This is a genomic window from Psychrobacillus sp. NEAU-3TGS (assembly GCF_029955155.1).
Lineage (GTDB): Bacteria > Bacillota > Bacilli > Bacillales_A > Planococcaceae > Psychrobacillus.
The window spans coordinates 22791-43413 of record NZ_JAPNOZ010000001.1; the positions used below are offsets into that span (position 1 = coordinate 22791).

At 37.3% G+C, this 20623-nt stretch carries 22 protein-coding genes; 8 read left to right on the forward strand and 14 right to left on the reverse strand.

What is annotated here, in order from left to right; genetic code table 11:
* Positions 1-45: 45 nt before the first annotated feature.
* Positions 46-1047: an ABC transporter substrate-binding protein gene (locus OR571_RS00125; RefSeq protein WP_282240875.1), complete on the reverse strand. Its 1002-nt coding sequence runs from the start codon at positions 1045-1047 to the stop codon at positions 46-48.
* Positions 1048-1166: 119 nt separating this feature from the next.
* On the opposite strand from OR571_RS00125, the gene OR571_RS00130 reads away from it, so the two are divergent.
* Both OR571_RS00130 and OR571_RS00135 read left to right on the forward strand, forming a co-directional pair.
* Positions 1167-2201: a FecCD family ABC transporter permease gene (locus tag OR571_RS00130; RefSeq protein WP_282240876.1), complete on the forward strand. Its 1035-nt coding sequence runs from the start codon at positions 1167-1169 to the stop codon at positions 2199-2201.
* Positions 2201-3226, forward strand: coding sequence for a FecCD family ABC transporter permease (locus OR571_RS00135; protein WP_282240877.1), 1026 nt, complete (start codon positions 2201-2203; stop codon positions 3224-3226). Before OR571_RS00130 ends, OR571_RS00135 begins: the two co-directional genes overlap by 1 nt.
* A 185-nt stretch (positions 3227-3411) precedes the next feature.
* Here the strand turns inward: OR571_RS00135 and OR571_RS00140 are convergent, their stop codons facing one another.
* From OR571_RS00140 to OR571_RS00160, 5 genes are all read right to left on the reverse strand, one after another.
* Positions 3412-5859 carry a sensor domain-containing protein gene (locus OR571_RS00140; protein ID WP_282240878.1) on the reverse strand — a complete coding sequence of 816 codons (2448 nt, stop codon included), beginning with the start codon at positions 5857-5859 and terminating at the stop codon, positions 3412-3414.
* Between the two features lie 259 nt (positions 5860-6118).
* A complete protein-coding gene (locus OR571_RS00145; RefSeq protein WP_282240879.1) occupies positions 6119-6364 on the reverse strand; it encodes a hypothetical protein in 246 nt (81 codons plus the stop codon).
* Between the two features lie 379 nt (positions 6365-6743).
* Positions 6744-6902, reverse strand: coding sequence for a hypothetical protein (locus OR571_RS00150; protein WP_282240880.1), 159 nt, complete (start codon positions 6900-6902; stop codon positions 6744-6746).
* A gap of 381 nt (positions 6903-7283) precedes the next feature.
* Entirely contained in the window at positions 7284-8015 is a 732-nt protein-coding gene (locus tag OR571_RS00155) for an MBL fold metallo-hydrolase (RefSeq protein ID WP_282240881.1), read from the reverse strand.
* 98 nt (positions 8016-8113) lie between these two features.
* Positions 8114-9238, reverse strand: a complete 1125-nt coding sequence (locus tag OR571_RS00160) for an NADH-dependent flavin oxidoreductase (RefSeq protein ID WP_282240882.1) — start codon at positions 9236-9238, stop codon at positions 8114-8116.
* Between the two features lie 440 nt (positions 9239-9678).
* Here OR571_RS00160 and OR571_RS00165 point away from each other — a divergent pair, with 440 nt between their 5' ends.
* The gene (locus OR571_RS00165) at positions 9679-10170 is read left to right on the forward strand and encodes a hypothetical protein (protein WP_282240883.1); all 492 of its coding nucleotides are present in this window, start codon (positions 9679-9681) and stop codon (positions 10168-10170) included.
* A gap of 199 nt (positions 10171-10369) precedes the next feature.
* Complete coding sequence (locus OR571_RS00170) at positions 10370-10771, forward strand: pyrimidine dimer DNA glycosylase/endonuclease V (protein ID WP_282240884.1); 402 nt, start codon at positions 10370-10372, stop codon at positions 10769-10771.
* 242 nt (positions 10772-11013) lie between these two features.
* Here the strand turns inward: OR571_RS00170 and OR571_RS00175 are convergent, their stop codons facing one another.
* The 5 genes from OR571_RS00175 to hutG form a co-directional block, all read right to left on the reverse strand.
* Positions 11014-11439: a GatB/YqeY domain-containing protein gene (locus OR571_RS00175; protein ID WP_142539753.1), complete on the reverse strand. Its 426-nt coding sequence runs from the start codon at positions 11437-11439 to the stop codon at positions 11014-11016.
* Positions 11440-11480: 41 nt separating this feature from the next.
* On the reverse strand, positions 11481-12119 hold the full coding sequence (gene trhA, locus OR571_RS00180) for a PAQR family membrane homeostasis protein TrhA (RefSeq protein WP_282240885.1): 639 nt from the start codon (positions 12117-12119) through the stop codon (positions 11481-11483).
* A 141-nt stretch (positions 12120-12260) separates the two neighbouring features.
* Positions 12261-12461, reverse strand: coding sequence for a cold-shock protein (locus tag OR571_RS00185; RefSeq protein ID WP_142539751.1), 201 nt, complete (start codon positions 12459-12461; stop codon positions 12261-12263).
* A 368-nt stretch (positions 12462-12829) separates the two neighbouring features.
* Positions 12830-14020 carry a sodium/glutamate symporter gene (gltS, locus tag OR571_RS00190; protein WP_282240886.1) on the reverse strand — a complete coding sequence of 397 codons (1191 nt, stop codon included), beginning with the start codon at positions 14018-14020 and terminating at the stop codon, positions 12830-12832.
* Positions 14004-14978, reverse strand: coding sequence for a formimidoylglutamase (gene hutG, locus OR571_RS00195; protein ID WP_282240887.1), 975 nt, complete (start codon positions 14976-14978; stop codon positions 14004-14006). Before hutG ends, gltS begins: the two co-directional genes overlap by 17 nt.
* A gap of 129 nt (positions 14979-15107) precedes the next feature.
* On the opposite strand from hutG, the gene OR571_RS00200 reads away from it, so the two are divergent.
* Complete coding sequence (locus tag OR571_RS00200; RefSeq protein ID WP_282240888.1) at positions 15108-15989, forward strand: LysR family transcriptional regulator; 882 nt, start codon at positions 15108-15110, stop codon at positions 15987-15989.
* 83 nt (positions 15990-16072) lie between these two features.
* Here OR571_RS00200 and OR571_RS00205 read toward each other — a convergent pair whose 3' ends face one another.
* Complete coding sequence (locus tag OR571_RS00205) at positions 16073-17230, reverse strand: TerD family protein (RefSeq protein ID WP_282240889.1); 1158 nt, start codon at positions 17228-17230, stop codon at positions 16073-16075.
* 142 nt (positions 17231-17372) lie between these two features.
* Between OR571_RS00205 and OR571_RS00210 the strand changes: the two genes are divergently transcribed.
* On the forward strand, positions 17373-17699 hold the full coding sequence (locus OR571_RS00210) for a nucleoside triphosphate pyrophosphohydrolase (protein ID WP_282240890.1): 327 nt from the start codon (positions 17373-17375) through the stop codon (positions 17697-17699).
* Positions 17700-17902: 203 nt separating this feature from the next.
* Here the strand turns inward: OR571_RS00210 and OR571_RS00215 are convergent, their stop codons facing one another.
* Positions 17903-18652, reverse strand: a complete 750-nt coding sequence (locus OR571_RS00215; RefSeq protein WP_282240931.1) for an SDR family NAD(P)-dependent oxidoreductase — start codon at positions 18650-18652, stop codon at positions 17903-17905.
* Between the two features lie 112 nt (positions 18653-18764).
* Here OR571_RS00215 and OR571_RS00220 point away from each other — a divergent pair, with 112 nt between their 5' ends.
* On the forward strand, positions 18765-19406 hold the full coding sequence (locus OR571_RS00220) for a TetR/AcrR family transcriptional regulator (RefSeq protein ID WP_282240891.1): 642 nt from the start codon (positions 18765-18767) through the stop codon (positions 19404-19406).
* Positions 19407-19444: 38 nt separating this feature from the next.
* The gene (locus OR571_RS00225) at positions 19445-19978 is read left to right on the forward strand and encodes a dihydrofolate reductase family protein (RefSeq protein WP_282240892.1); all 534 of its coding nucleotides are present in this window, start codon (positions 19445-19447) and stop codon (positions 19976-19978) included.
* 89 nt (positions 19979-20067) lie between these two features.
* Here the strand turns inward: OR571_RS00225 and OR571_RS00230 are convergent, their stop codons facing one another.
* The gene (locus tag OR571_RS00230; RefSeq protein ID WP_348774995.1) at positions 20068-20304 is read right to left on the reverse strand and encodes a DUF2798 domain-containing protein; all 237 of its coding nucleotides are present in this window, start codon (positions 20302-20304) and stop codon (positions 20068-20070) included.
* Positions 20305-20623: the final 319 nt, after the last annotated feature.

The window sequence follows — 20623 nt, forward strand, 5'->3', positions numbered from 1 at the left end:
TCTTAAAAATCGGCGAATACCAATTTTTAGGACAAGCTTTTTTTCTTATTTCACTAGGCTTTTTAAAATGTTATCGATCATTTGACTATTTGCGATTTCACCAGTGTATAACCAACTTTCATCTCGTGAAAACTCATATACATTGCCAGCTTTTACAGCAGGGACACTATTCCATAAAGCCTCGCTCAAAGCTGCCGAACCACTTTCCTTATCACTATCGATGAGGAATAAATATTCTGCATCCAACTCTACCAGTTTCTCTAAAGAAATCTCGCTCCAGTTTCCAGTAGCACTTGCTGATATTTCCTTCACTACATCAGGTACTTTTAGCCCTAAATCACCATACATTACCGCTCCACTAGAAAGTGTTTCACTTACGATAAAGAACTTGCCACCTACTAACCAAATGGCAGCTACGGAAGGATTACCAACCTCCTTTTCAATCGTTTCTTTTGCTTCTGCAGCTTTTGCATCGTAGTTATCGAGCGCTTTTTGTGCTTCCTCTTTTTTATCAAACACTTCTCCAACACGTAGTAATTCGTCTCGCCAATCATTATTCACTTCTGTCCCGATTACATAGGTCGGTGCGATTTTACTATATTGCTCGTATTTTCCACCTTCCACCATGCTTGCAGAATCCATAATGATCAAATCTGGTGCTACTTCTTGAACAGCTTCGAATGGTAAATCATGTGGAATTGTAGGAATACCATTTAATTCCCCTTGTAAATATTCTTGTATGTTAGCTCCATCTTTTACACTCCACTGTGCCACTGGTTTAATACCAAGTGCAACTAGGTTATCTTCCAAATATGTAGCAAGTACACGTTCAGGATGAGCTGGTATAACTACTTCGTTACCCATTGCATCTGTTACTGTACGAGTAGATACTTCTGCTTCCCCTGTGTCAGTTGACTGTTGTTCATTTTGCTCTGTTGAAGTCGGTTTTTCACTTGCTTTTTCTTCCCCACAAGCAGCAAGTGTTAGCGCTAACATTCCTACTCCCACTAATTGTAATGATTTCTTTTTATTTAATATACTGAACATATAAATCCTCCTAAAAGTATGCTATACTATTTTCGTTGATAATGATTCTCGGTTTCAATTAGAATACATAAAATATAATTTGTCAACTACTATTTATAAAACTGGAGATTAACGTACATATGAATACAAAGGTAGAGAAGGAACCCTTTCAGAACAATAAACATCCTTATATAAGCATGACCATCATTATTATTGGTATTGCTTTATTGATACTAATTGTTTTCTTGTCGATCAATCTTGGCGCTACGAATCAAAGTGCTCACATTATTTGGGATGCACTTTTTCATTTTGATAAAGAAAATTCATCTCATATCATTATTCGGGAATTAAGAATACCTCGTGCAATTGCTGCAATTTTTGTAGGTGCAGCGCTCGCTATTTCAGGTGCTATTATGCAAGGAATGACAAGAAACCCACTTGCCTCCCCTTCTATCATGGGAGTAACAGCGGGGTCTTCTTTCTTAATCGCGATTGCTTTGGCAGTTGTACCGAGTGTTACTTATTTGGGATTAATGATGTTTTCATTTGTCGGTGCAGGTTTAGGGGCTGCTTTAGTATTCGGGATTACTGCAATGGCTAAAGGTGGAATGACGACAGTAAAACTGGCGCTAGCGGGTTCTGCTATTACATCACTGCTTAGTTCATTGTCCACTGCAATTGGGATTAAATTTAATGTGTCAAAAGATATAAGTTATTGGTATGCAGGCGGGGTATCAAGTGTTCAGCCCCAGCATATTAAGTTTGCATTACCCTTTATCATTGCTGGGATTATATTGGCTTTAGTTCTTTCTCGATCTATTTCCGTTCTAAGTTTAGGGGAGGAAATTGCAAAAGGCCTTGGTCAACGTACCGGAGTTATTCGTTTTTTAGGAACGGTTGTTGTTTTACTATTAACAGGTGCCGCCGTGTCTATAGCGGGCATGATCGGGTTTGTTGGGTTGGTAATACCTCATATTACGAGGTTCATTGTGGGCGTCGATTATAGATGGATTATTCCTTGTTCTGCAGTTTTAGGAGGCCTATTGCTGATCGTAGCGGATATGATTGGTCGGATGATCAATGCTCCTTTTGAAACACCAGTTGGGGCTATAACTGCGATCATCGGGGTCCCATTCTTCCTCTACCTAGCACGTAAAGAAGGGAGAGGATTATAATGCAGAACTTTTTATCAACAAATGAGAAAAAATATAAAACACTCCTTATTACGCTATTCATCTTAATTATATTCTCTATTCTTATAAGTATAAATGCAGGTTATATTAAGATCCCTTTAAGTGAGGTTGTCTCAACATTATTAGGAAATGGAACGCCTTCAAATGAACTAACAATATTTGATTTTCGTTTACCAAGAATTTTCATGGCTTTATTAGTAGGAATGGGAATTGCTATATCAGGAGCCATTTTACAAGGTATTTCACAAAATCCTTTAGCGGATCCGGGAATATTGGGTATTAATGCTGGTGCAGGATTTGCCATTGTCCTGTATATGTTTTTCTTTCAAGGAACAGCATTTTTTACTGGTTGGTTGTCTATATTCATAATGCCTATTGCCGCATTATGTGGTGCATTTTTAGCCGCTTTTCTTATTTATACTTTGTCTTGGAAAAATGGACGAGTAACACCAACACGGTTACTGCTTGTTGGTATTGGTATTAATGCGGCATTTGGAGCTGGTCTAATCATATTCCAAATGAAGATGGAGCCTATCAATTTTATGAAAGCGATCATCTGGCTTTCCGGAACTATTTGGGGTACGAACTGGACTTTTGTGTGGACTTTACTATTATGGCTCGTCGTACTTATACCAATAGCTATTTATAAATCTCGCGTGTTAGACGTATTGAAATTAGGAGATTCTATTGCTATAGCAGTTGGTGCAAATATTGAAAGAGAGAGACGGTTTCTTTTATTTATTTCTGTGGCATTGGCTGGTGCCTGTGTATCAGTAGGAGGCGGCATCACTTTTTTAGGATTGATCGCCCCTCATATCGCTAGACGCTTAGTTGGTGCCAGACATGCGAAGGTATTACCATTAACTGCTTTACTTGGTGCGTTGTTATTACTGTTAGCAGATACATTAGGTCGCATAATTTTTGCCCCAATGGAATTACCTGTAGGGATTGTCGTTTCCATTTTAGGAGCACCTTATTTTATTTATTTACTTTTAAAAAGTGTATAAATGGATATAAAAAGAAGTGGTGAAAATTCAATCTAATTTTCCCACTTCTTTTACTATTACTTTCTTAAACGGCTTTTAGGGTAAAATAATTGCATTCACATTTTCTTCTCGATTCGAAAATATATGATTATAATTTTGTTCACTGCCATTGCTGGCCACTGTGACGATGTATTAACGGGTTAAACCTATTTAAACATAACTGGAATCTCTTCCGCAGAAAGTGGTCGACTAAACAAATATCCTTGGAACATGTCACAATTATATTTTTTTAATAAATCTGCTTGCTCTTCTGTTTCTACTCCCTCAGCTATAACTGTCATACTTAAGTTATGTCCAAGTGCGATAATCGTTGCAATAATACTACGGTCTTCCTCATCCTGTTGTATTCCTTGTACAAAGGCTTTATCAATTTTGAGATGATCGATCGGAAAACGCCGAATATAGTTCAAGGAACTATATCCTGTGCCAAAGTCATCCATTGCTATCAATACACCGATTGATTTGAGCTCATTTAACACCCGAATAGCGATATCGGGTTGCAACGCAATCGTTTCCGTAATTTCTAGTTCCAAATACTTGGGATGAAGTTTTGTTTCTTTTAAAATTAACTCTATCTTTTCTACTAGATCCGTTTGATAAAACTGCCGTAAAGAAAGGTTTACCGATACAGGTACTGGCGGCAAGCCTTGTCTTTGCCATTCTTTGTTTTGGTTGCAAGCTTCTCGAATGACCCATTCACCAATCGGTACAATCATACCAGTTTCCTCTGCAAGTGGGATAAAGTCGATAGGTGAAACCATCCCTAAATCTTTGCTATTCCAACGCAATAATGCTTCAAGCCCTGAAATTTCATGTGTAATTGCATCGTATTGAGGCTGGTAGTAGAGAACAAATTCCTTTTTATCAATTGCTTTATGAAGTAGGGTCTCCATGCGAAGATCTGTCTTTGAGAGTCCTTCTATTTGGGTATTGTAAATTTGATAATTGTTGCGCCCCTGTCGCTTGGCGTAATACATTGCATGGTCAGAAGCCCTCATTAGGCCTTTTATATCTGTTGCATGTTTTGGGAACAAACTTATTCCCATACTTGCAGTTAAAATTGCTTCAAAACCGTCTATATCGAAAGGTGCTCCTATTTCTGAAACTAATGCTTGAGCTTTTTGATGGACTTTATTTTCATCAATGTGTTGCATGATAATAGTAAATTCATCTCCAGCATATCTGTAAACCGTACCATCTGTCCCCATTATTTTTACTAAACGCTCCGAAACCTGTCGTAATAGGGCATCACCCATTTCATGTCCAAGATAATCATTGATAAACTTAAAGCGATCAAGGTCTATTAGTATAACAGCTGAGGTGAGCTTTTCTGAGGTTTGACTTCCTATTATTCTTCGCAGGTCCTCTCGGAACAAGCGCTGATTCCCTATTCCAGTCAACATATCATGATATGCCATATAATTTGCTTTTTCTTCATTACGCTTAATGTCCGTAATGTCTTTCCCTATACAATGAACTGCAGTAAGTTTTCTTTCGGTGAATAAAGGGATGACTGTAATATGTAGCAAAACCTGTTCACCATTTGGGTTATGCAAGGAAGTCTCATACTGATGTGGAAGGCCACTCTTAACCTTTTGAAAGTTAGCTATTGTTTCTTGTTGTTTATGTTTTTCTATAAAGGGAAGAAAAGGTTTTCCAATCAATTCTTCAGCAGGAACACCAAGAATTTTCTCTGTAGCCTTGTTTACGACCAGAAACTTCCCTTCCAAATCAAAGGTGATAACAGGATCGATGTTGTGATCAAATAATGCCCTATATCTTTGCTCACTTTCCTTCAAAAGGGACTCTATACGAATCTGTTCAGTAATATCACGAGCAATTACTATAACCTCCACCACTTCACCATCTAATATTGTAGGGACTGCCGTAACATCGATCTGTAAAACTGTACCTTCACTGTCGAAAATCGAAATTTGAAACTCTGCTGTCTTTCCTTTTAGAACTTCGAAAAAATAATCCCTTGTAAGCGGGAGATCTTCAGGAACAATCAATTCCCGAAAGCTCATTCCCACACTTTCCTCTAACGAATATTTTAGGATCTTTAATCCCGCTTCATTGAAGTTAGTGATATTTCCCTCGGGACTAATCGTAAAAACTAAATTAGGATTATAATAGAATAATGATTCAAACTCTTTCTTTGATTTTTTTAGCTTATTTCGAGTATCCTGATGTTCAGTTACATCGATAATAGTTAATATTAAATAGCGTGCTCCATCTTCAAGTTCAATTGCGTGTCCATCCACTTTTAATGCTTTGCCTTCTAGATTTCTTTTTAATGGCGTGGTGGTATCCGCCTTATGCACCTCGGATTGATCCTCATCATCTAAAGCTTCCAAGGCTGAATCACTAGGAAACTCAAACATATCTTCCCAACTATATGAACAGATATCTTGCATTTCCATACCCGTCAATTTAACAGCAGCCTCGTTAGCATATATAAAACGATCTGGATATTGTCTCTCTCTCAAAGTCAATATACATATCGGTTCAGGAAAGTTTTCAATAAAACGAACAAAATCATTTTTATTAAACTTTGAATTTAAAGTTGAACTTTCATTATAGTAAATTTCCATTACATCACCTCACCTTTAGTTAATTAGTAATAAAATACATATTAAAGATAGGCCCTTCGTTGTTAATAGTAAAAAAATTATACCAGTCAAAAGGACACGTTACAATAAAAATAGGAGTATTTGATTTTTTGATAAGGCCTTAAGCAAGGGAATCATCCTATATACTGAGTTCGGGAATCTAGATAAAAGAGAAGAACGTCCCAATAAAAAGTAGTGGAAAAGGCAACTTCCATTCAAGCAGGTGTTGCCTTTCAATAATCTATTCTTCCTGTATGAACTTCACTTCATCATATCCACAATTATTACAAACCATTAAATGAGGACAAATCTGATCTTTTGCTGTATTTGGATAACCATACCCCATTTTCACCGTCTCTTCATCGTTATAATGTCCATATGGATCTAAAAAATCAGATACCTTCCCCGAGTCATCTAACTGGTTATCACAATTTGGACAAGAAACTTCTAGTTTTTTTAATGAATTACATAAAGGACATATCGCCATACGTATCACTCCTTTTTGCTTACAAATATAGTATCCATTCTTTTCTCCATATTATGTAAAGGTTAATGGAAGCTGTCCATGAGCACTCTTTTAGACTGGCGCGAGCTTCTATGTTAGAGGAATACATTCTAAGATTGTGACATGGTGTCGCAGCAACTGCGTGACTTTCATCCTACAAGCAAAGGAGGCAGCTCCTTAGCTACCACAAGCGATTTTGTTTGCGACGAGCTTACGCAGAAGCAGCTTTTTTACATTTGATACCGAGAGGTAAAGCGCTGAAGCTAGATCAATAATGAGTAAAAATGTATATTTCCTATCTTCTTAAAAAATCCGTAACCCTACTCGGAGTCACGGATTTCATCCTATTAACTTTGTAAACTTAATTCCCACCACGTTCATCTACGTGAAGGTTATTTTGTCCTTCTTTCACCTGGAGTTCTTCTTTCTGTTGGTCACTTAACTCATTAGGCTTTCCTTGTTCCACTGTTTGATCTTTTGGATTGGAGGATTCGTTTTCATGATTCGACTCTTTTTTCATCACATTCACCTTCCTAATGTTCTATTCACTATTTCTTTTCCCCAAAATATTCGTTTCTAACATATTTATTTAAAACTCTTGTCAGGCTATCAAAGAAATTCTGACGAAGGATATACTTTCCATAAATTAAGAAAAAAGTTATCAATCCAAGAGTTCATATAAATAGTTACTTATTCTTATACGATTAGAAACCATATGAGCGCTCAATATAATCTTACCGCATTTGCACTTCAGCAAAAGGATCTTCGAGATGAATTATCTAGCTATATTAAAGAATTAAGTATGACCGATCTGAAAGTTATGAACAGCTAGTTAGGCCCCTTTAATTCGTAAAAAAGCTGATAAAATAAATGCCCCAAAGAGCATTCATTCTATCAGCTTTTATAATTGTATTAACATCCCTGACTCTGCCAAAACAATATTTTCGTTGCCTTGTTTTTTTGCACTAACTACTAAATCGTTTAAATCGCCATAGTGTGGAAGATGGGTTAATAACACCTTTTTTGCATTTGATTGATATGCCAGTATTCCTGCATGCTCGGACGTCATATGACCGGATGCTGTTCCGTCCATACCTCCATACAAGCTACATTCTGTGATAAGAAGATCGCTATTAGCTGCAAATGAAATTAAGTCAGGCGTAAAGCTAGTATCAGATGTAAAGATAATACTTTTACTGTCACATTCAATTTTTATACTATACGTTTCTACTGGGTGAATGTTTTTCATAAATGTACAGATGAATGGCCCGATTTCAAATCTACTCTTCTCGTTGAATGAAGTAAATCTAGAATATGCAACATCCTCTACCTGCTTTTTCATGCCTTCGTCCTTGGGCCCATAAACACATAATTCTTCATCTGCTCGACCTAAATGTGTATTCACCAATCTAGAAAATAAATAGGCTCCAATATCACTGAAATGATCATAATGATAATGGGTTAGTATGACATGATTAATATTATTTAAATCAGCATAATTTTGTAATTCCGTTAAAACACCGCTTCCACAGTCAATTAACAATGAAAAGTCCTCATGCTGAATTAAGTATCCTGAACAAGGACCATTCTTTTTAGGAAATCCTCCCCACATACCAATCACTCTACACTCCATAGATTTTAGCCTCTTTCTTCAAATCATCCTGATAATCCGTTGCCTCGATTTTACCATGATAAATTAGATAGCGCTAAATTACGAATCCCTTGCGTTTTTTAATCTTCTACCGGCAACCAGCCTTTTACATTCATCAGTCTGTCCCACAATGGATCTGGAATGACTAATTCTTCTTGAGCTTTTCTAGAAAGCGTTGTACGTATTTGATCTTCCTCACCTGCCTGGACTTTCTCGATCCACTTCGGCTCCATTAGTAACTCTCGACCTAACGCAATGAATGGGACACCAGTTTCAAGTGCTTCTACCACTTCATCCGGTGTATGCAAAGAACCTACTCCAACTACAGGAACACGGTCTCCTATTTTTTCATGTATCTTAATAATTCTTGACTGGATTTTATCTTTTTCTCGGAAGGAGCCATTCCAGAAATGATTAACAGACACATGTAAATAGTCTAGTCCTTGATCTGCCAGCTTATCTATAAATTGAAGGGTGTCATCCAATTGAATCCCTGGGTTGCTGCCTTCTTCTGGAGATATTCGGTAACCAACGACAAATGGTGCACTTGCGTGTTCCTTAACTGCTTTTTGTACAGAATTTACAATAGCTAAAGGAAAATTCATCCTTTTCTCAAGAGATCCTCCCCACTCATCTTCTCTTCTATTGGAATGTGGTGAGAAGAATTGCTGCAATAAATAAGTATTTGCCCCATGGATTTCAACTCCATCAAAACCCGCTTCAATAGCTCTTCTTGTTGCCTCACCAAAAGCTTCGATTGTATGATTTATTTCATCCACTGTCATTTCTCTCGGTGTGATTGCTCCTTTATTTTCCGCAGCAATAGCACTCGCTGAAACAGGTTGCCGGTCTGGCAGTAATTGTGGTGGCGACTGTCTGCCTCCATGATATATCTGTATAATCGCTTTTGTGCCGTTGGACTGAATAGTCTGTGCTAATTTTTTCAATCCTGGAAGGAATTGATCATCATCTATACTAAATTGTCCCGGAAACCCTTTACCGTCTTTACTTACATACGCACAGGCAGTGATGAATGTTCCGACCCCACCAGATCGCTCTTTATAATAGGCTAGTTCCCTTTCTGAAACTTCCCCACTTTCTTCGGAGGAATAGTTCGTCATCGGAGCAATCATTATTCGATTTTTTACTTCTACTCCTGATGGGAAAGTAAATTTTTCGAAGATCTTTTCGTATTTTTGCTTCATTATTTTAACTCCTTTTTAGCCAATCCTGAGAAGGCCAATATGTTTTCTCTATTTAATACTACAGAAGTTGGCTAGAATCTTCCAACAATCTGCCACAAAAAATCCCTATGCTACACACTATTCAACGATAGTATGCAACATAGGGTTTTATTTATCCCGCATTAACGGGCAGTAAGACTCCCACTTCAAGATTGAAGAAAAGCGAAAAGATAAGTGGGAGATCAACTGCTGGCACGCGCCCGATGAAATGATCCCAGACTAAGTACGCAACATCGTGTTGCTCCTGCGCAAAGCTTGCCGCAAAATAAAAGAGCGTTTGCAACGTCTAAATCTTAGGACCTTATGCATAAAGATACACCATAATAGATCCTTTCACATAAATTAATTGAAATGGATACAGTTGCTGATCTATCTAATGAAATGGAAAGGAAGATAGTTAAATGGTAAATTTTCAACCTTTTCATGGGATTGTCACCATGATTAGTGATTTTACGATTGAACAAAATGGAGAAGGAGAAGGTTGCTATACATTAATGTCTGTAGCTAACGGAAACGGAGATTTAGTAAATTTCGTGGTGGCCCCAACTACTTATTTTGTAGACCATGCCATGGTAGCAGTTGGCGATTGGGTAACTGGATATTATGATGCAGATGCACCTGTTCCTTTTATTTTCCCACCACAATATCGGGCACTAGTTATGGTAAAAGATAGTGCCTATCAAAATGTAAAAGTAGGCTATTTTAATAACCAGCTGGAAAGTAGTGATGGACAATTAAGATTAAATATTTCACCGTCCACACAAATATTATTAATAAATGGGCAAGCTTTTACAAAAAATCCTGCGAATCGGAATTTAATAGTTAGCTATGGACCTACCACCAGAAGTATCCCTGCTCAAACCACCCCTTATAAAATTATCGTTTGGTGTTAGTGCTTATTATAGAAGCGTAGAAGTGAGATGTTCATTATGTATAAGAAAAGCGATTCTAAGTAAGTTTGATAAATCCTTTTTGAGATACTATTAAAGTAACACTCCATTTTTGATATAATTTTATTGTAATAGGAAGATTAAGTTGATCCATAACTTAAATCAAGACTGGAAGAATAGTCTGAACAGGAGATGATTATTTTTGCGTTTATGGCACCAAAGTTTACTCAGCATTTTGCCGAAATCACAGCTATTGGCGCAGTGGCGTGAGTTGAATAGTATTTTCGTAAAGGAAGACCGTCATATTCTCATTAACTATATTTATGACTATCCGAAAGATGATTTACTTGCCTATACACAACTTGTTCTGCATGAAATGTGTGCACGCGATATTAATATTCGTACCCTAGACAAAATGGAGCGTTATTTCGCTAACGGACCTTTTGAGAAGGTGACACATCCATTCGTTCATCATCATAACGAGGAGTATTTCGAAATTTGTTATTTTAATCTAAAAGAAAAATTTGTGCGCGGACAAAAGGATTTTGATGTGGAGCGCTATGAGGCTATAACGAAAATGTATGAAATGGAGATAGGAAAATAACATTCCATTGCCCCTTGTAGCAAACAAACATGAATGTTTCTATTTTACACAAGGACAGAAACTTAAGATGACCCGGGATGTTTGCGATTAATCTAAAGCAAATACTCATCTTGTTTTGTAAAAAGTGATCAAAAAATAGGCAACTTTCCTGTTCAAAAATGAACAAGAAGTTGCCTGTTTGAATAATCATTACCAATTCTAAAATGCTAGTTTTCAGTGCCTTCACTTCGATACTCTTCTAGTTAGATTAAACTTTTCACCACTTTAGACATAGTTGACCCATCTGCTTTTCCAGTAAGTAATGGTTTTGCAATTTTCATCGCGTCTCCCATATTCATACCTTTTACAATTCCAGCCTCAGTTAATAACGCCGCAACTTCTTCTTCACTTAATTGTTTTGGTAAGAAGCTTTTTAGTAGTACTAGTTTGGCTTCCTCTTTTTCTATTAAGTCTTCTCGATTTGCATTTTGAGCTCCTTCTAAAGCTTGGTTCGTTTGTTTCACTTCGCGATTCACAATAGCAATTTCTTCTTCCGGTGAAAGGCTCGAACCTTTTTCTTTTTCGGCGCTATCCAGTGCTGATTTTAAAAGTGTTAATACTCCTTTTGCTAATACATCCTTCTCTTTCATCGCACGTTTTAATTGTTCAAATACAGTTGTTTTTATCATATTAATAAAATCTCCTTCCACACACTCATTGTATTACTAGTTTACGCCAATAAAGTCATCACTGCAAAGAAATGCAATATGGATGCTGCTAGTACAAAAACATGCCATACTGCGTGATGATAAGTAAATCCGCGCCACACATAAAAAACGGCCCCTACTGTGTAAAGTACACCACCTATAGCGAGATAAATAAGCCCTTCAGTCGAGACGTTTGCTAAAAGTGGTTTCCATGCAAATACCATCAGCCAGCCCATGACCACATACAATAACGTCGATGTATGCAAAAAGCGCTTCACAAAAAAGGCTTTAAACACCGTACCTGCAATCGCAAGCCCCCATACAATCCCAAACAAAGTCCAGCCAAGTGTCCCTTTCACCGCAATAAATAAAAAAGGAGTATAGGTCCCTGCTATAAAAAAGTAAATAGCAGAATGATCCATGATCTCAAAGAAATCTTTCGCTCGCCCCGCCGGAAATCCATGCACGAGTGTGGATGAAGCATATAACAGAACCATCGTCGCTCCAAATAACGTAAAACTGACCACATGCCATGCCGTCCCTCGTGTAACAGAAGATACAATTAAAATGACAAGAGCCGCAATACTTAATAGTGCTCCAATTCCATGAATAATTGCATTCGCAATCTCTTCCCGCTTAGAAAATATATGTGTATTGCTCATATGGAATCCTTCCAATCTGATAGATCTATTTATCCTTATGGTATCACTTTGCTTACATAGGTGAAACTTTGTCCATCCATATTTAATATAAAAAAGAGACACCCATTAAGAGTGTCTCTTCTTTGATTTAATTCCTAAGAATTAAAGTTTTACGATGTTAACTGCTTGTGGTCCACGTTGACCGTCTTCGATATCAAATTCCACTTTTTGACCTTCGTCAAGTGATTTGAAACCTTCGCCTTGGATAGCTGAGAAGTGAGCGAATACGTCGTTTCCGCCTTCAACTTCGATAAATCCAAAACCTTTTTCTGCGTTAAACCATTTTACTGTACCTTGTGTCATTTAGATGACCTCCAAATATTGAATTGAATAAAAAAATTCACATATTACAAAAAGTACCGAACAAACACGATTACTTTTTGTAATATGTGAATTCATTGTTTCTGTAAGCAATTTAATTATTGTCCTAAGTATACAACAGCTTTTTATATTTGTCCACCATTTTATTCAACCTGCACAATTTGCAAGTTAAGAATAAGGGAACATTCGAGTTTGAGATAAGGTCTATTAACTATACTAATGACTATTCGAAAGATGATTTATTTGCCTAACTACTACTTGTTCTGAGTGCAATGCTTACACGGAACTTTTTAAAAAAAGACGACAATAAATCCCTTGTCCAACAATCGAAACAAGGGATTTTGTATCATTTATTGGAATAAGTTAATTGTCGTAATAATAATAGGCATTGCAAACACATCGATAAGGAATGCACCAACAATTGGTACTACTAGATATGCTTTTTTCGATGGTCCGAATCTTTCTGTTACAGCAGCCATATTTGCCATTGCATTAGGCGTTGCACCTAAGCCATGGCCCGTGAAACCAGCTACCATTACAGCAGCATCGTAATTTTTTCCTAATAGACGGAACAGTACAAAGATGCCAAAAAGAACGATAAAAATAACTTGGACCACAACAATTGCGATTAATGGAAGCGCCAAATCCGCTATTTCCCAAAGCTTAATGCTCATTAATGCCATGGATAAGAAGATACCTAAAGAAATATCACTTACTAAGCCAATACTTTTCATATCTACTGTTTTAGGGTTAAATTTATCTACAATATTTCTCACGATAACCGCTACGAACATAGCTCCAACGTACCCAGGAAGAACAAATCCTGTTGCAGAGGAGAACAAACCTCCTAAGTAAGTACCAAGAGCCATACAGAAAGTTATGAGGAGTAGTTGAGTGAAAAAGCTATTCGTTGTAATTGCTTTCCCTTCCTCTTCCAGCTCGAACTCTGTAACTTCTTCTGTTTCCGTTGATTTCAAATCATACTTTGTTATTAAATATTTAACAACCGGTCCTCCAACAAGTCCCCCTGCAACAAGCCCAAACGTAGCAGCTGCTACACCAATAGACAGTGCCGAATTGATACCCAAATCTTCAACTGTTTGTCCGAAGGCAGTTGCTGCACCGTGCCCACCTTCCATGGAAACAGCTCCAGCCATCATCCCTATTAAAGGATGAAGATCAAATAAATATGCCATAGACACACCGATCGTGTTTTGTGCAAGCGCTAAAAATCCACAAGCCAGCCAGTAAATAACGAGTAGCTTACCACCCAATTTTACAAGCTTAAAACTTGCGCCCAGGCCAACTGTAGTAAAAAAGGTAAGCATGAACAATCCCTGTAACGATGTATCTAATGTAATTTCAAACAAATCAAGAGATTTGGCTATTGTAGCGAGCAATGCAAATAATAATCCTCCTACTACTGGAGCGGGAATACAGAACTTATTTAAGAATCCAACCTTCTTCACTAGGTATGTACCTAAAACCAATAATGCGATGGAAAGAAAGATTGTGGTTGTTTGATCAAGTGCTAGTGTCATACTTTCTTCCTCCTAAAAATGATGTAATTGCTTCATTTGTCAAATATGCTCCAAGCTTTACGGTTCGATTATTTTCATCCAAAATTGGATTTACTTCCGAAATATCAAAAGACAACACTTTTTCATGGGAAGTTACCGTTTTGATAATGGCACGAACAATGGAGGGATCCAAGCCAAATGGTGATGGAGCACTTACACCAGGTGCAAATGCAGCATTTAGCACATCCGTACATAATGTAAGCATGATCCAATCATGCGCTTGGATAAACTTCTCTATCTCTGTTTTCACCTGGTCCATCTGACCATCGTGCATATTCTCTTCTAAGATATATTGGACGTTTAGTTCATCTGCTCTGTTGAATAATTCTTGCGTATTTCCGTAGCGCTGAATACCAAGCACGAAATAACTACTGTTCTCATCCTGTTCCAGTATCTGTCTGAACATCGTACCCGAAGAAGTCTGTTCATCATATGGTCGTAAATCGAAGTGTGCGTCAATATTGATAATTCCTAGCTTCGCTTCTTTCCCAATATTTTCTCGAACCCCTAGATAATGTCCGTAAGCGGTTTCATGTCCGCCCCCAAGAATAATTGGAATCATTTTTTTACTCAGCACACTATTTACAGCTTCCCCTAACTGTTGTTGAGCTTTTTCTAGGTCATTTCCAACACACTCAATTGTCCCTATATCCGCTAAATGTTTATCGGCAGCTAACCTCCATGGTAGCTTTGCCAATTCGGATCGTAATGCATCAGGTGCTTTTGCCGCTCCTAGCTGTCCTTTGTTTCTACGAACTCCTTCTTCACTTTCAAAACCTATAATTATACAAGTCTCCACCATAGATTGAAGCGCTTCCATTTTTTCAAGCTCAATAACTTGGTGATACCGGAAACTTGTTCTATCTTCCAGATGATCCGTACGTCCCGACCAAATATCCTTCTTCACTTTTTTTAGCAAGTCTATCCATCCTTTCTTAAACTGAAGAATTTACATTTTTATCAATTATAAATTAACTTATTTATAAATTCTAATATATAATTACTATAAATATATAGCTTGTAACTATAAATAATGGAGGTGTTCTAGATGGATTTAAAACAACTTAACTATTTTGTCTCAATAGTGGATCATAGGAGCTTTTCTAAAGCGGCGGAAAAACTGCATATTTCGCAGCCGTCACTAAGTAATGCGGTAAAAAGCTTAGAGAGTGAATTAGGTTTTCAAATTCTTGACCGGAATACGAGGAATATTGAGTTAACGGAAGCTGGAACTATTTTATATAAAAAGGCATCTCGTCTTTTATTGGAGATGGAGAGCGTTAAAAAAGAGATGGAGGATGTTAAGAACATAGGAAGCGGAGAGATACAGCTCGGCATGATTGAATCGGTAAAGCATTGGATTCCCAAAGTAATTCTTCAATACAATGATGATTTTCCGAATATGCGCATCAAACTAACCGAAGTACTAAGTGGAAATGATGTAAAAAATTCGTTACGAAATTACAAGACACATGCCATCATCACTAACCAATTTATACAAGAAGATGATATCGAAACAATTCCCTTATATAATGAAAAACTAGTATTAGTACTTCATCAGAGCAATCCGTTAACGAATAAAACAACCATTACATTTAAAGACCTTATAGGAGAGCCTTTTATTATAAGCAGTGAGGGGTTTCAAACAAGAGAAGATGTGTTGAGTGCCTTTGAAATGGAAGGCGTAATTCCTACGATAAAATATGAGATTGAGCGTTTTGAAACAGCATTAAGCTTAGTCCGAGAAGGGATCGGTATCTCGCTAATTCCAGAAAACTATCTACAGGCTCTACCAGATCATACACTTGTAAAAAAGTGCATCGATTCACCTTCCCTAGATAGAACTGTCTATTTGACTTATTTAAAAAACCGCTATGTTTCACCGGCCATCCATGCATTTATAAATAAAACAAAGCTGTTTTTTACCTAAACCAGTTAAAAAAGCTGATAGAACAAGTGCTCAAGGAGCATACATTCTACCAGCTTTTATCATTCTATTAGGTTATTAAAATATTATTTGAACTCAATTACTCCTCGATCCATCTCAAATAAGCCATCTGCATATAGCTCCGGCGAACGTTCGGAACCAGATTTTGAATACCTCTCTACGTGACTGACGCTAATATTATTAGCATCTGTAAAATCAATATGTGCAATCGCCACCCAGTAGGCAAAATGATTTTTCTCATATAATGGACTAGTTATCCGTTGACCCATTTGATTGTCCACAACAGCCTGCGCCTTCATACTCTTAAAACTGCCAAAACCATTACTAACTGCACTATAAGACGCAAACAATACATATTTTAACTTGGAAGGATCATGTATCACAATGGTTTCTTTCCCTGCCACTCGACTATCCCCATCTAGCGTAATAAATGGTGCCCGATTAGCATGACCCAATGAACGATAGTAAACTTTCCCACTCTCCCCATTCTTCAATACGTAAAAGCAATACAAGTCTAAATCTTTTTTAGGATTCGCCCACTCTAAAGTCGCCACAATTTTATTGGACTTAGCGATCGACACGGATTCTTTTTTCTTCAGATTTATATTCATTTTCTGAAGGTTTGGCTTTGGCTTTTCTTCGGCCGATGCTTTTACAGGAGGAGTAGGATCACTTTTTATATCGCTTGCCCCTTGTTCTATCTCTAAACCATAGTTTAAGCATAATGCCTCCAATCCCCCGTTAAATCCACTACCGATTACACTAAACTTCCACTGTCCTTGATGTCTATACAGCTCCCCAACAACGATTGCCGTCTCTTGTTGTAAATCATCACCAAAAGCATAAGTGTATAGAGTAGCCCCTGCAGCGTCTCTTATAAGAAGCTCTAATTTGTCTACTTCCTGAAAACGTAAATTTTGTGCGTCCCCTTCATGAATAGATAAGGAAATAGCTATTTTTTCAATTGCTTCTGGCACTACATTCAATTGAACAAAAATCGAACCATCTAAAGGCGTTTGTTTTGCATAACTAACTGATTTATCTGGACTATTTGGTTGACCATAAAAGATAAAGTGTTCATCTTTCTCACAGCGATTGCCTGCCTGCAATAAGAAAGAAGAAATATCGAGCTCCATTTGCTTTTTCGGTGTCGACCATCGTACAAAACATTCAAGTTGCGTTATATTGTCCAATTTAACCTTTTGCCCACGTTGGATTTGCATGAAAACACCCCTTTGGATTAGTACCTACATTATACAAGATACGCAATATTTTCTGTATTAAATATAACGAATAGCGTGGGCAGAGCTCTCCTTTCAAATAATCCTAATTTTCTCTATAATAATAGAAAAAGGAGGATGTCCAATGCCAGTTTACAATAAACTAGTACGCGATCTAATACCACAAGTCATCGAAAAATCAGGTAGCAAATTCACTACCCGCACACTCGATCCTTCCGAACACTTAACGGAAATAAAGAGAAAGCTTTATGAAGAAGTACAGGAATTCCAAGAAACGACGAATAACCAAGATGCACTAGAGGAACTAGCCGACATTTTGGAGCTAATTCATGCTGCCCTTCCTATTCATGAGGCTACCTATGAAGATTTAGAGAGAATCCGCATTGCTAAGAAAGAAAAACGTGGTGGATTTGAGGAAGGGATTTATTTGATAGAGGTTAAGGATGAATAAGTTACGTCTTATTACGTCTATAAGACTTTTCCTCCTCAGCAATACTAACAGTATAATTTTTAGTTAACGTTCGAGAAAAGTATCAATATAACACTGGCTCAGAAATATACATAAATTGTAAGAGCCTGCAAAAGTGACATGATCACTTCCACAAGCTCCTAATTATGAATCTATTAACTTCTGCTTCCACAAGCTCTTCCCTATTATTTCGCCGTAACCCCACCATCAACTGGCAACTCAATACCTGTAATATGGCTTGCTTCGTCTGATGCTAAGAACAATACTGCTGTTGCCACTTCTTCTGCTTTCCCGAGGTTCGGTAGAGCAATTTGAGACAAGAAGTAGTCTTTGTATTGCGGACTTTCCATATGTGGTGCGCTCATTGGTGTGACAATATAGCCAGGGTATACTGCGTTCACACGGATGTTCTTCTTACCGTAGTCAACAGCTGCTGCTTTTGTAATGGAACGCACAGCACCTTTTGAAGCTGTGTAAGCTCCTGCTCCGGCCATCCCAGTTAAGGCAGAGATTGAAGCAATATTTACGATCGAACCACCTTCATTTTTCTCCATAAGTGGGATTGCTAGCTGCATTCCGAACATCGTCCCATTGATGTTGATGGCATATGTTCGTGCCCAGTCCTCTTCTGTTTGCTCCAAGAATCCCTTAGCCAATGATATTCCTGCATTGTTTACTAAGATGTCGAGTTTACCGAAAGCTTCAATTGTTTTGTTATAAACGTTTTCCCAATCTTCTTTTGACGCAACATTATGTTTGATGGCAATTGCTTCTCCACCATTTTCTTTTATTTGTGCGACTACTGCTTCTGTTGCTTCAAAGTTGATGTCTGTTACTACAACCTTGGCACCTTCTCTTGCAAATAATAGGGCTTCGGCTTCTCCCATTCCACTTCCTGCTCCTGTAATTACAGCTACTTTGCCTGCTAATCTCATTTCCTTCACCTCGTGGTTAAATTTTGATAGTCTAACTATCATTTATTTTACTCCTGAAAATGAGCAGATGCAAACTTAAACGATGTATAATAAAAATAAAGGAGGTTATTCTATGCCACTAAGTGTTCGCGAACAAAATAAATCCACGCGTTATCAACATATTGTTTCCGTAGCTGAGCGCTTATTTCTACAACATGGATTAGATAGCGTCCAAATGCAAGATGTAGCCAATGAGGCAAAAGTCGGAATCGCCACCGTTTTTCGCTACTTTCCTAAAAAAGATAAACTTATTGTTGCAGTTGCAATTCAAAACCTGGAAAGAATACTTCCGGCATTTGAACAGATTGCAGCTTCGCCTAAAACGGCGTATGAACGATTAGAAGATGTGTTAAGTTTCTTGCTTGAGGAAGATCAACACTCTCCTCAAGGTAATTCCTCCAAATTTCGGGAAGCTTTTGAAAGCTATGCTTCTTTTACAAAAGAGCCATTACCAGACATTGATGACTATATCGAGATTCAGAAACAAATAAGTAATAGCCTTAACCCGATTATGGAAGATGGGAAAACAGATGGATCCATTCGAACGGATATAGTTACTAAAGAAACGCTCATAACAATTATCAATACGTTCGGTACTTTCGTAAGTAATGTGGTGTTGAAAGCACCTATTTCATTTTTAGAGGAAGATATAGAACCACATATTCAGCAACGTGTATTAAAAGATATTCTCTTATCTTATGTACGATCAGTTTGATGCTGAAACCTTTGGATACTAAACAATAGGAGGTACATATGACGAATCAAAGAAAAGCCGTAATGTTCATTGCGACAAGCTTAGATGGATATATCGCGACAAAGGATGATTCTTTGGAGTGGTTGTTTAAGGTTGAAGGAGAGGGCGATAATGGATATTCAGACTTCTACGACACAGTAGATACGGTAATTATGGGTAGACGCACGTACGACTGGCTTTTAGAACAGGAATTAGAAAGCTTTCCCTATGAGGGTAAGGAATGCTATGTTTTCTCTAGAACAGAAAGTCAGGATAATGAAAACGTCCAATTCTTTAATGGGGATGTAGTCGGATTTACAAATCAATTGAAAAACAAAGAAGGTAAAAATATTTGGGTAATGGGCGGCGGAGACCTCATTCACTCGTTTATGAAAGAAGAATTAGTAGATGAGCTGATTATAACCGTATCTCCAGTAATAATTGGAAAAGGAATTCCTTTGTTCAAAGAAATCGATTTTGAAACAGAGCTTACCTTAAAGAGTGTCCGTCGTTTTAATCAATTTGCTGAGCTACGTTATGAAGTGAAAAGATAACAAAAAGGACAAGACAGCGAAGCAATTCACTTGTCTTGTCCTTTTCTTATTAAACAGTCTGCAGAAGCGTTTGGGAATAAAAAATAGAGTTACTCGCTTTTTACAAAATTAATTTTTTGCATTATTTTTTGAATTAATACGGGAAAATAGTAAGCACCAAAAAGAGCACAAATAAAAGCTTGAATCCAAGTTTTTAACCACGTAGATAAAAACAAACTATTGTACCCATTACTGATGGAGATTAATATAAATGTAATAAAACAGGACATACTAAACGCCATTAAAAAAGCAAAAATAATTCGCTTATATCTATAATCAATATACATTTCTTACCGCCGTTCATTCAAGAATTATAAATCTTAATCTAATAGGTATTTAAGAGAACTTATATTAACATCTATATGTAGATTAGTAAAACGAATATTTAATTAGAATTATTAGAGTTTTTTGAGTGAGGGTGCAGTTAACTATTGGAGAGGCAATTGGCATTCAACGAGGTACTGTTAAACTCTTGTAATCGATGAAGTTAATAACGAGAGATACCGGATGTGAAATTATAAGGAAAACTCTTGAGTTGCCCCAATTCCACATCCATCTGAACCAGGGCAACTTATGATTAGCTCAATAAAAGCTAGCTATATCATT